Source organism: Geomonas sp. (genome assembly GCF_035254065.1).
Lineage (GTDB): Bacteria > Desulfobacterota > Desulfuromonadia > Geobacterales > Geobacteraceae > Geomonas.
Genome location: NZ_DATFBA010000371.1, coordinates 1 through 11,501, shown reverse-complemented (window position 1 = coordinate 11,501; position 11,501 = coordinate 1). Strand labels below are relative to the sequence as shown.

The window sequence follows — 11,501 nt, the reverse complement described above, 5'->3', positions numbered from 1 at the left end:
AGCGCGGAGCAGGGTGCATCCGTGGCGACCGTCGTCGGCACGACAATAACAGGAAGATTCATCTCGTGAGCGACGGCCTTTCCCGCATCGATGGATGCCCCGCCGCCCAGCGCCACGATGAAGTCGGCATGATGAGTCCTGGCGATGTCTGCCAGTCGTGCAATCTCGCCTCGCGAGGACGTCCCCCCGAACAGCTCGCCGTGACAGGCGACTTCCCGCTCTACCAGGCTTGCCGCGATGGTGTCGTAGCAGAGGGAGAGGGCGGTCTTTCCGCCGATCACGAGACCGCTCCTGCCGAGCAGGGAGGCATGGCAACCTGTCTCCCGGAGGGCGCCGGGACCCTGTATGTATCGTGAAGGGGCAAGCAGGATTCGAGTCATAATTAGCTCCATGAAGTACTTTGAGAAGAAACGATGATTCCCTCCCGGAATGGAGAGGGAGACGCCTCATGCTTAAAAAGTTAACGACGTCCCCGAGACTGTCCTTAATTATTTCCTAATACCCGCCGGATGCACCGCCTCCCCCGAAGGTGCCGCCCCCGGAATGGAGTGCCTTGGCCTGCGGCCCCCTAGACTCCGGGACAAGGGGCTGGATCGCCGCCAACGCCTCGGCATCGAGACCGTAGAGACGCGGTTCGAGGAGCGGTTCGGCGGTAAAGGCGCCACGGCAGCGGTTCGAACCCGTGCGCAGCCAACGCAGCAGGCTGAAGGTGAGAGCCGCCACCAACAGCCCCACAGCCGTCAACCCCTCGGCAACATGCCTGAAATGTAGGTAGTACTTAAGGGTGAGGATGGACAGAATGGCCGAAATAACGCCAAACCAGAGCAGCGCCCGATCGCGGCGACCGATCCCCATCGCCAGGGCTGCAATCGGCTGGATGGCGGTAAACACGGCGCAGAAGTGATCGCTCCAGAGAAGCTGCGATTCTCCCGGCGTCCACCCGAGCCATTCCCGCCAGAGAATTCGGTGAGCAAAGAGGTTCACGTCGAGGTAGATCCCCGCCCAGGCTGCAAGGCGTACGGTCTCCAGAGACCGGACGTATCCCCGGGGCAGGCTGTTGCGGCCGACGAGTCGCCGCTGCGCCCAGAGTGCCGCTGCGCCGAGCAGAAGCAGGAGGACGAACCGAGGCAGGTGCGACATCTGACAATGAAGAATATCGGCAAAATGGAAGGGAATTCCGGCGACGGCGAGCATCGACCCGAACGCCGCTACGGCGTAGCCGTAGCGGACCGTGAGTAGGATCGCTCCGGCCAGGACGATGCAGTGAGCCATCAGCCACGCCAGACGTTCCGCACCGTGTCCCCAGTCGTGGGCGGGGATGGCGACCGCCAGGGCGAGCATGCCGACGGCCAGCAGCAGCAACGCCTCCTCTGCGCCGCAGCGGTAGAGGCGGCGGCCGGCAATGAGTTCGTGATCGGCCACCCGGGCGAAGAGCGGGGCGAAGATCAGGCACAACAGGGCGAATCCCGTGTCCTCAAATGTCAGTATCACGGCCGGAAGAGACACCAGCGCCACCCCTCCGACCGTGGTGAACACGGCGAGGAGGATGCGAATAAAGGGGTTCACCCGCACCAGTTCCGAACGATAGCGCTCCTCCACCGCAGCGGCTTGCTCCGCCGTGATGATCCCGGCCTCCTGCCAGCGCCGGGCCTCCTCAACCACCGCCACCCGGCGCTCGCCTTTCTTGTAAAGGGCGATCATTCGGCACTCCGGAAACGGCGATGCAAGGCCACCAGAGCCGTCAGCAGTGTCGCCGCGCTGACGAGGAAATAGAGTATGATCCCTTCACTGCTCCGGTGAGCATGATCGAGCACAAAGATAGTGATGCCGACATAGCCGTAAAGGACGGCGTAGAGGAGGAAGGCGAAGCTGCGTTGGCGCGTGGCGTAGAAGGCGCTGCCACTGCTGGTCAGCAGCAGGGCGGCAAAATAGGCCGAGCCGGCGGCGCGGGAGCCGACGCCGGTTACCAAGGCGGCTAGGAGTACGTTGACGCCGAGGTGCAGGTGGACGGGAAGGAAGTGGCGTTTCCAACCAAGCTTGGTCTGGGTCGCCCCTGCCGCCACGACCAATGCCCCGAAAAAGACAGCGTTTTCTCGCAAGGTGCCATCCCACAACCCCGTGCCGAGTTGGCTGCTTTTCACGCCGAGCCAGGCGCCCAGGGTGGAGAGAGCAAGGGAGAGAACAAGGCGGTTGTCGAAGTAATGGGCGCAGAGTAGATAAATCAGGGCGGAGGCAAGCAGCCACCAATTCCAGAATTGGGCGAGGAATTGGTAGCGGAGTTCCAGATACCCCTGAAGCGTCCCGAGGAGGAGGCAGCCGAGCAGGAGGACGTAGTCGTAGGCCGCATCCGGCGTCGCGAGACTTCCCGGTGAGAAACCTCCACCGTGGCGCAGGCAGTATGCAAAACAGGCCGCGCATCCCGTTGAGATGACTGCAAGCAGGGTCAGGTGGCCGATGGTGGCGAAGTGTTTGGCGACAAGAAGACCGAGGCCGGTGGTCATGATCAGGATGCCGCCATAGAGGAGCAGTCGCAGTTCCCAATGCACCGAAAAGAGCTCCCGGCCATAAATACGGCGCAGTAGCGCCGCCTGCTCCCGGCTCAGAATTTCGCTGTTCTCAAGATCATTGAGGACGTCTTGCACACCTTACCTCACTTCTCCGTTCCCGCACGCACCTCGGGGACGTTGTTAACAAATTAACTTTCTAATGTGCAGTCGGCACGCCTCGGCAAGAACAGGACGAAACAATTAGATGTTAAAAAGTTAACAACGTCCCCGGATTGTTCTCCTATATGAGGCAATAATGCAAGGGCTGATCCCTCTAATTTCCCTAGCGCGGGGGCCGGCGGGCCTCGCGGAACCAGAGACGGTACTCCTCCATGCGCTCTCGCTGCTCGGCGGGCGACCGGCGGCGGCACGTGCTGTAGTCCGGCGTGCCGGGGGCCGCACCCCAGCGCCGCTCGACGCAGTCGTTGGGGTTGTAGGCGATTTCGAGCCCCGGCCGGCGCTCGTAGATCTCGGCTAGGCTCAGCCGCCAGGGGCTGCCGTCGCTGCGGGTGTAGGTGATGAAGACCTCCCGGATGCGTTGTGCATGGAGCCGCTCGATCCGCGCGGCGGCGGCCGCCGCGTCCTCGTCCCGCAATACATAGAGCTCAGGATGGCGGCGGATGCGCTCGGGCAGGTCGGCCAGCACCTTCAAGGCGATCAGCACGCGCATGTCCCGGGACGGGGTCGAGTAGTCTTCCCAGAGACCGGTGGACTCGAAGATGGCCGGACCGCGCGGCATGGGAACGACTGTCGCCGGGTGGGCACGCATGTATACTTCCCCGTTGTCGACCGAGCGCACGCGGGTCTCGAGTTGCTCCATCAGCGCATCCAGGGTGGCCGCGTAGGCCGCGTCCGGGTCCAGTCCGCGCGGGTTGATGAGCCGCTCCATGCGTGCGTAAAAGTTCACAGGGGCGAGGCCCGCCTGCTCGGTCGAATAGGGTGGCAGGCCAAAGCGACCATTGAGGGAGTTGTTGGACAGCGGGCGCCATCCGCCTCTTGAGCCGCCGGAAACCGGGGGACGGTAGGCCTTGAAGCCGGGGCCGGCGCTCGGGGTTGCGGCAAAGAGGAAGTTCCCCTCCCAGAAGCGCTTGCGGGCGACCGAGTTGTCGGGCTGGGCGTCCACCGCGAGCAGGAGTCCGCTGCGATTCTCCGTCTGCGGGACCCACTTGACGATGACCAGGGTATGTCCATAGGGGTCGGCGAAGATGGTGCCGGGCCACAGGGCCGAGCGCTCGAGCGGCACCGGATAGAAGTCGGTGGCGTCGTCGCGCAGCGCCGTACGCCCACCGCCGGAGTTGACCGTGTCCATGATTCTGCGGCTTACCTTCAGGAAGGCGCCGGTGGGAGCGGCGGTGCGGACGAAGGTACGGTCGATCTCCGGAGGGTCGCAGCGCGGCGGGCTGCTGGCACTGCCCCGGCTGCAGGAGCGATAGCTGAGGGGCAGGCCGAGCTTCCAGGCAAAGTAGGCACGCAGGAAATAAGGCAGGTCGGCACAATCAGGCTTGGCGGGCAGCTGCCTGTCCTCACCTCGTTTCAGGTAGTCGTAGAGGAAGTTGCGCTGGGAGTCGCGTAGTACGGGCTCAAGCGAAGGGAAGCTCAGAGATTGCTCGGGCGAGGCATCGAACAGGTGCTCGATCCAGGCCGCATAGAGCGCCTGCATTGCCAGATCCCACTCCCCGTCACCCCGGTTCCCGGCGCCCCCTCCGACCTGGACCTCGGCGCAGGCCACCACCTGGGCGGCCCGCATCGCCTGGATGCGGTAGCGGCCGCGAGCAGGAGCGAGCAGCACCCCCCGAAGACTCCAAGGGGGGCCGCCGGCTTTCACAGTGGGCAGCTTGGTCTGGCGGCCCGCCGGGTCCGTGACCAGCAGCTCCGCCAAGTCGCCACTGGTTGAGACCGACAGGATCTCCAGCTTCTCGCCCGGGAGCGCCACAAGCGGCGCGGTCCAGACGCGAGTCTCATCCCCCTGGCTGCATGAGGACGTGGCCCATGCCCCGTCGGCAACTGTCAATACAAGCAGCAACAGATGAAGGGCGAGCATAAAGCACGAGACGTTACGCGCAGAGATCGCGCTGGTAGCACTTGCGGGCTTGATCGTGTCTTTGGTAAGTTGCATCACCAATCCGTCCTTGCCGAGCAGGAGCTCGATCTTCAATAGGGAGGGAAGCTGTAGGGGGCAGTCGCTCAAAGTACATTGAGTGAATTACGAGTGCCTGACCCTCTATCCCCTCATTCATCTAACCCCCCGGTTCAGCGGCAGACCGCGCAGCGGACCGTCCGCTGCAACCGGTTGTTGGCTGGCTCACTCCAGATTACCGAATCTCCTACCTCTTCTCGATCGGGAAGATGACCTTCCAATCCTGCTTCATGTCCACAACTGTCCAGCCCTTCGCCTGCGCTTCGTCGAGGCCCTTGTGGAGGCGGCCGATGTTGGAGTTGCGGTCGTAGGCCCATTCGCGTGTGGCATCGGTGTGGTGCACGTACAGCGCGAATCGAAGTCGCCGTCCAGCAGTAGCCCATTGAAGCATCTGGAGGTCACCATCAGAGTTGCCAAATACGGCAATCGGCCGGCGGCCAATGTGCTCCTGGATGCCCACGGGCTTGCCCTCCTTGTCATCGACGAAGTGCACTTCCGGCAATCGGACCAGCAGCGGCGCACCGTCGCGCATCTCGAACCTCATCTTGACGCTACTGCCGACCACCTGCTCGGGTGGGATGCCATAGACCCTCTCTGTCCACGGACGCATGAACTCGACGCCGCCGCCGGAGACGATGAAGGTCTTGAATCCGTTCGCTCGCAAGAACGTGAGTACCTCGAGCATCGGCTGATACACCATCTCGGTATAGGGGCGCTTTGTGACGGGATGCCTGGCGGTGGCGATCCAATCCTTCACGACCTGCTCGAAGTCCTCCGTGGTCATGCCGGCATGAGTGGCCATGACGATTTCAACCATTGCATGCTCGCCGCCTGCCAGTGCGTTCGTCACGTCGCCCTTGAGAAGCGATGCGAACGGTTCCTTGTCCTTCCACTCAGGATGCTGCGGCGCGAGTGCCTTCACGCGGTCGAGTGCAAAAAGCAGTTGGAAGTACATCGGCTGCTCGGCCCAGAGCGTGCCGTCGTTATCGAACGTTGCGATGCGCTCGGCAGGCGAAACGAAGTCGGGCGAGCCTTTCTTCGTCACCTTCGCCACGAATGCCACAATGGACTGTTTTGCTTTTCCATCGTTCCAAGATGGAAGGGGGTCAGGGGCCTGAGCTGTCGCCAGACCTCTGAATGCCAGGACGAAGCCGAGAGCGAGTGCAGCAAGAAGGTTTCTCTTCAAGGGATCTCTCCTCTGGAAGTGTGCCTTGAGCCAGCTAACGCCTGCCTGAGCACCGGAGCAAATCCAGCTCCCGTCTGCTTTCATCAACTTCCGCCAGCTGCGGAGTGTGCTCCTGCCTCTCGTGGTTGGCGATAGCCGTTCCTCAACTATCTTGGTTTCTCTCGGCCTTTCACCAGCTTCCATCGACTCAATCAGCTCTCACGGGCACCCTTCCGGGACGCCCATGCGTTGCATGCGTTTCTCTCTGCTAAGAGGCATTCCGTTATTCCGATATTGGTGTCGACGGCCCCCTGCACGCGCGGTGACTATACTCCGGCTTCCTGAAGGATGTCAAAAACTTTTGGTTTCTTCTAATGGGTCGTGAGGATGTCAGCTTATGGTTATCCAGTTATCAAACTCGACCCCATTGCTCCTCCAGTCGCGGGTTGGACGCTGTCGGTCCGGGCTTGGCCCTCAATACAGTGTGCCTTTGGCCCAGATGAAATTAATTTGACTTCAGATAAATTTACTCTGAGGTCAGGTGAATTTGCTCTGGGGTCAGATGAATTTACTTTGAGGTCAGGTGAATTTGCTCTGGGGGCGACGTCGAACCCCATCCTCCCCCTGGCCCTCCCCTTGAAGGGGAGGGAACGTTGGTGGGACTGGTTTGATAGTAGGGAGTGGGGGAGCTTTCGGGAGAGATGTGCCCGATCAGTGGACTACGTGCTGGGTCTTGGAGAGGTAGTAGTCGTAGTTCCCCTCGTAAAGGCGCATCTCGCCGTGATCGACTTCGATCACCCGGTCTACCAGCTTGCGCAGGAAGTGACGGTCATGGCTCACCAGCATGACGGTGCCGGTGAAGTTGGTGAGGGCGTCCAGCAGGACCTCGCGCGACTTGATGTCCAGATGGTTGGTCGGCTCGTCCAGCACCAGGAAGTTGATGGGACGCGCCAAAAGGGTCGCCAGCACGACCCGGCTCTTCTCTCCCCCTGACAGGTTCTCGACCCGCTTGTCTACGTCATCTCCCTGGAAAAGGAAGGCGCCCAAAAGGTTCCGGATCACACCGATGGTCGCCAGCGGAATGACGTCCTGGACGGTCTCGAAGATAGTCTTCTTGGGATCGAGGATCTCCATGGCGTGCTGGCTGAAGTAGCCCAACTCCACGTTGGCGCCCAGCGAAACCGTTCCCGCCGTGGGCTCGGTCTCGCCGGCGATGGTCTTCAGCAACGTCGATTTGCCCGCACCGTTCACCCCGACCACCGCGATCTTGCTGAGGCGCTTGATGGTCCCGGTGACGCCGGAGAAGATGGGATGGGGGCTGCCATCGTGATTGGTCCAGGTTTTCCCGAGGCTATCCATCACCACCACGTCGTCGCCGCTACGCGGCGGCTCGGCAAACTGGAAGCGGACCACTTTATCCTCGGGCGGGATCTCGATCCGCTCGATCTTATCGATCTTCTTCACCCGCGACTGCACCTGTGCGGCGTGCGAGGCGCGGGCGGCGAAGCGGGCGATGAATTCCTCCTCCTTGGCGAGCATCTCCTGCTGGCGCTTGTAGCTCGCCAGAAGCTGCTCGCGGCGGATCTCGCGCTCCCTCTCGTAGAAATCATAGTTGCCGCCGTAGGTGGTCACGGTCTTGTTGGCCACCTCCACCACCCGGCTCACCACGCGGTTCATGAAGTCGCGGTCGTGGCTGGTCATCAAGAGCGCGCCCTTGTACTCGCTGGCGATCCATTCCTCCAGCCAGATGATGGATTCGACGTCCAGGTGGTTGGTCGGCTCGTCCAGAAGCAGGATGTCGGGGCAAAGGGTGAGGATGCCGGCCAGGGCGATACGCATGCGCCAGCCGCCGCTGAAGGATTCGACGGGGTTGTGGAAACGGTCGGGACCGATGCCGAGGCCGGTCAGGACCTCCTGCGCGCGCGAGTCGAGGTCATAGCCGCCGCGGTGCTCGAATTCTTCCATCGCCACCCCGTAGCGCGCCAGGAGCGCCTCCATGTCGGAGTCCGACATCGGGAGGCACATCTGCTCCTCCATCTGTTTCAACTCACCCGCTAGCCTCACCGTCTCGGCGGAAACAGCCATCACCTCTTCCAGGGCCGAGCGGCCCCGCATGTCGCCGATGTTCTGGGAGAAGTAGCCGATGGTGGTCTTCTTGGCGACGGTGATCTCGCCCGCGTCGACCTCCTCCTCGCCGGTGATGATCCTGAAGATGGTGGTCTTGCCGGCGCCGTTGGGGCCGACCAGGCCGGTCCTGGAGCCGGGGAGGATCTGGAAGCTCGCGTCGCGGAAGAGGACCTGTGAGCCGTGCTGTTTGGTGATGTTGGACAGATGAATCATTATGCAAAGTCTCCTGAATCGTGAAAAAGCAGCCTATTAGCGTTAGCATGAAGGGTGTTTCAAAGACAACTTAATTTTTCCACAGCAAAGTTCAGTCAAAAAGCCAGCTGCAATCCCCCCTGTCCCCCCTTTATCAAGGGGGGGACGTGATTGAGGGAGATGGTTGCTCATCAGAGCCGATCTGTTGAACGGGAGATTGCATCGGGTTGAGCACTAAGGGTGCCACGGGCGGGAGACAGCAAGCAGGCGTACGTCTACCGTTTTCCGATGACGAACTCAACGATGTTTCGCAGCAGGTTGGCCAGGTAGATGGAGCAGAACATCAGGAGGGAGACCTTGACGAACTTGAGCCAGACGGGATCGGGTATGACTGAGACGGTGCCGAAGTTGTCATAGAGATACCAGGCCGACACTCCGGCACCGATTACCGCTCCCGCTATGACAAAGGGACGCCTGAGCTTTGAGATTTTCTTCTTGGGCTGGTTCATGGAGTTGTGTAGACCCGTTCTCCGAACAGTGCCGACCCCACTCTCACCAGGGTGGCCCCCTCGGCTATGGCCGCCTCGAAATCGCCGGACATCCCCATGGAAAGCTCATTCATCTCCACGCCCGGAATGCGCGCAGCCTCGATCTCTCTGGCCAGTTCCCTGAGAGCCTTGAAGTAGGGGCGGGCCGCCTCCGGGTCGTCGAAGAAGGGAGGCATGGTCATCAGCCCCTTGACCCGAACGTGAGGCAAGGTGGCGATCTCCCGTACCAGGCCGAAAACCTCTTCGCTGCTGGTCCCGCTCTTGGTCGTCTCGCGCGAGATGTTCACCTGTACCAGGATATCGCAGCTCTTGCCTAGTTCGCCCCACTGGCGGTCGATCTCGCGGGCCAGCGAGATGCGGTCCACCGAGTGGATCATCTGGACCAGCCCGGCGATCTGGCGCACCTTGTTGCTTTGCAGATGGCCGATGAAGTGCCAGCAGATCTCCTTGGGAAGCTCCGCCGCCTTGGCCACCAGTTCCTGGACGTAGTTCTCGCCGAAGATCAGCTGGCCGCACGCGAAGGCTTCGGCAATGGCCGCGGCCGGCTTGGTCTTGGTGACCGCCACCAGCCGCACGTCGCCGGGGTGGCGCCCTCCCCTCTCCGCGGCCTGCGCCATCCGCTGGTGGATTGCCTGCAGGTTGGCGGCTATCGACATGACGGCACCTCGCGCATCACTGCAGCGCCCCCATCACCCTGAGCTTCTCGAGCACTTCGCAGAGCGGCAGGCCCACCACGTTGGTGTAGGAACCTTCGATCTTCTGTACCATGTGCGCCGCGCCACCCTGGATGGCGTAGGCTCCCGCCTTGTCGAAGGGGCAGCCGGTCGCGATGTAGCTGGAGATCTCCTCGTCGCGCAGATGCTTGAAATAGACCTTGGTCCGCACCGCCTCGCGCAGCGCGCCGTCACGCTCCTTGTCGTAGATGGCGAACCCGGTCACCACCTCGTGCGGCACGCCCGAGAGTTTCCTGAGCATCCGCTCGGCGTCGGCCGCGTCCTTGGGTTTTCCCATGATCTCGCCGTCGCAAAGGACGATAGTGTCGGCACCCAGGAAAAACCTGCCGTCCACGCCCGAAGCCGCCGACGCCTTGGCCTTTTCCTCCGCCAGACGCAGGACGTGATCCACCGGTTCCTCGTTGGGCAGGGCATCCTCGCAGATATCGGCGGGCGCGACCCGGAACATGACGCCTGCAGAATCAAGAAGCTCGCTGCGCCGGGGCGACGCCGAGGCGAGCACGATGGTGTTTTTCATGTAGGAAACTCCCTTTGTGGTGGCGCTATTTGGAGTGGACCCGCTTCCATTTCCAGGCCAGCATGACTCCGGCGGTCACGATGATCACGCCGATCAGGATGTTGATCAAGCTCCCGGTGACCAGCCCGAAAACCAGGGAGGCGACGCCCATCAAGAAAACCAGCGCCTCCAGTGAAGCCAGCCGTCCCAGAACCGAAATCTCCAGTTTTTCTTTGTCTCCCTGCATGGCAGCCTCCACTTCTTACCGAGGTAATAATGCAGTCAACGACACCACACAGTATGTTTTATATCCTAGATTGGCACTCTTAACAACGAGACCAGTGGAGCTCTATGACAGAGCAGGCTGCAATCACAACCTGCTTATCCATATCAGACCCGGAGTTTCTCCAGCCACCCCTCAAGTTCCTTCAGGCCCCGCTGGGCCAGAAGTCCACGCTTCTCTTTCTTCTTAATCTTGCCGGGGATGGCCGGGAAGAGTCCGTAGTTCACGTTCATCGGCTGGAAATGCGCCGCCTCTGCATTGGTGATGTGCTGGGCCAGTGCGCCGATGGCCGTCTCGGGGGGCGGCACGGTCAGTTCCTCGTCCTTGGCGAGGCGGGCGGCATTGACGCCGGCCACAAAACCGCTGGAAGCCGATTCGACGTACCCTTCGACGCCGGTGATCTGGCCGGCGAACAGGATCCTGGGATCGCTCTTCAGCTGGCAGGTGGCGAGCAGCAACCGGGGTGCGTTGATGAAGGTGTTGCGGTGCATGGAGCCAAGCCGCAGGAACTGGGCGTTTTCCAGCCCGGGGATCATGCTGAAGATCCTCTTCTGCTCGGGATAGGTCAGCTTGGTCTGGAAGCCGACCAGGTTGTACATGGTCGCCTCCCGGTTCTCCTGGCGCAACTGGATCACCGCGTAGGCCTCCACCCCTACCCGCGGGTCCACCAGGCCGACCGGCTTCATCGGGCCGAAGCGCAGGGTCTCGGGGCCGCGGCTCGCCATCTCCTCGATCGGCATGCACCCCTCGAAGTGGACCACCTTCTCAAAGCTCTTGGGTTCCACCTTCTCGGCCTTGAGCAGTTCTTCCACGAAGTTCTGGTACTGCTCCTTGTCCAGCGGGCAGTTCAGGTAGTCGTCCCCCTCACCTTTCCCGTAGCGCGAGGCGCGGAAGGCCTTGGAGAGGTCGATGGAGTCGGCGGAGACGATGGGGGCGATGGCGTCGTAGAAGTAGAGGTACTCGCCGACCAACTCACCGATCTTTTCGGCCAGCGGACCGCTGGTGAGCGGGCCGGAGGCGAGCACCACGATCCCTTCCACCGGGATCTCGGTCACCTCTTCCCGGATCACCTCGATCAGCGGGTGGCTCTGGATCTTATCGGTGATGTACTGGGAGAAGAGCTCCCGGTCAACGGCCAGCGCGCCGCCGGCGGGGACCTTGGTCGCCTCGGCCCCCTCCATGAAGAGGGAATCCAGCCGGCGCATCTCTTCTTTCAGCAACCCCACCGCGGCGGTGAAGGAGGCGCTGCGCAGGGAGTTCGAACACACCAATT

11 protein-coding genes are annotated in these 11,501 nt (G+C 61.9%); all 11 read right to left on the bottom strand.

Features of this window, described 5'->3' with window-relative positions; all coding sequences use genetic code 11:
* Window positions 1–380: iron-containing alcohol dehydrogenase (locus VJ604_RS17345; RefSeq protein ID WP_324084679.1), on the bottom strand; the 380-nt coding region annotated here is incomplete at its 3' end.
* Window positions 381–495: 115 nt separating this feature from the next.
* Window positions 496–1,701, bottom strand: coding sequence for a hypothetical protein (locus VJ604_RS17340; protein WP_324084677.1), 1,206 nt, complete (start codon window positions 1,699–1,701; stop codon window positions 496–498).
* Window positions 1,698–2,642 carry a DUF2157 domain-containing protein gene (locus VJ604_RS17335; RefSeq protein ID WP_324084675.1) on the bottom strand — a complete coding sequence of 315 codons (945 nt, stop codon included), beginning with the start codon at window positions 2,640–2,642 and terminating at the stop codon, window positions 1,698–1,700. Before VJ604_RS17335 ends, VJ604_RS17340 begins: the two co-directional genes overlap by 4 nt.
* A 187-nt stretch (window positions 2,643–2,829) precedes the next feature.
* Complete coding sequence (locus VJ604_RS17330; protein ID WP_324084673.1) at window positions 2,830–4,701, bottom strand: hypothetical protein; 1,872 nt, start codon at window positions 4,699–4,701, stop codon at window positions 2,830–2,832.
* A 169-nt stretch (window positions 4,702–4,870) separates the two neighbouring features.
* Window positions 4,871–5,869: an HAD family hydrolase gene (locus tag VJ604_RS17325; RefSeq protein WP_324084671.1), complete on the bottom strand. Its 999-nt coding sequence runs from the start codon at window positions 5,867–5,869 to the stop codon at window positions 4,871–4,873.
* A gap of 690 nt (window positions 5,870–6,559) precedes the next feature.
* Window positions 6,560–8,188, bottom strand: coding sequence for an ABC-F family ATP-binding cassette domain-containing protein (locus tag VJ604_RS17320; protein ID WP_324084669.1), 1,629 nt, complete (start codon window positions 8,186–8,188; stop codon window positions 6,560–6,562).
* Between the two features lie 254 nt (window positions 8,189–8,442).
* Entirely contained in the window at window positions 8,443–8,676 is a 234-nt protein-coding gene (locus VJ604_RS17315; protein ID WP_324084668.1) for a hypothetical protein, read from the bottom strand.
* A complete protein-coding gene (locus tag VJ604_RS17310; RefSeq protein ID WP_324084666.1) occupies window positions 8,673–9,371 on the bottom strand; it encodes a YggS family pyridoxal phosphate-dependent enzyme in 699 nt (232 codons plus the stop codon). Before VJ604_RS17310 ends, VJ604_RS17315 begins: the two co-directional genes overlap by 4 nt.
* Window positions 9,372–9,387: 16 nt before the next feature.
* Window positions 9,388–9,966 carry a Maf family nucleotide pyrophosphatase gene (locus VJ604_RS17305; RefSeq protein ID WP_324084664.1) on the bottom strand — a complete coding sequence of 193 codons (579 nt, stop codon included), beginning with the start codon at window positions 9,964–9,966 and terminating at the stop codon, window positions 9,388–9,390.
* Window positions 9,967–9,991: 25 nt separating this feature from the next.
* The gene (locus VJ604_RS17300; RefSeq protein ID WP_324084662.1) at window positions 9,992–10,192 is read right to left on the bottom strand and encodes a hypothetical protein; all 201 of its coding nucleotides are present in this window, start codon (window positions 10,190–10,192) and stop codon (window positions 9,992–9,994) included.
* A 143-nt stretch (window positions 10,193–10,335) separates the two neighbouring features.
* Window positions 10,336–11,501 (bottom strand): methylenetetrahydrofolate--tRNA-(uracil(54)-C(5))-methyltransferase (FADH(2)-oxidizing) TrmFO (gene trmFO, locus VJ604_RS17295; protein ID WP_324084660.1); only part of this gene is annotated, 1,166 nt, incomplete at its 5' end.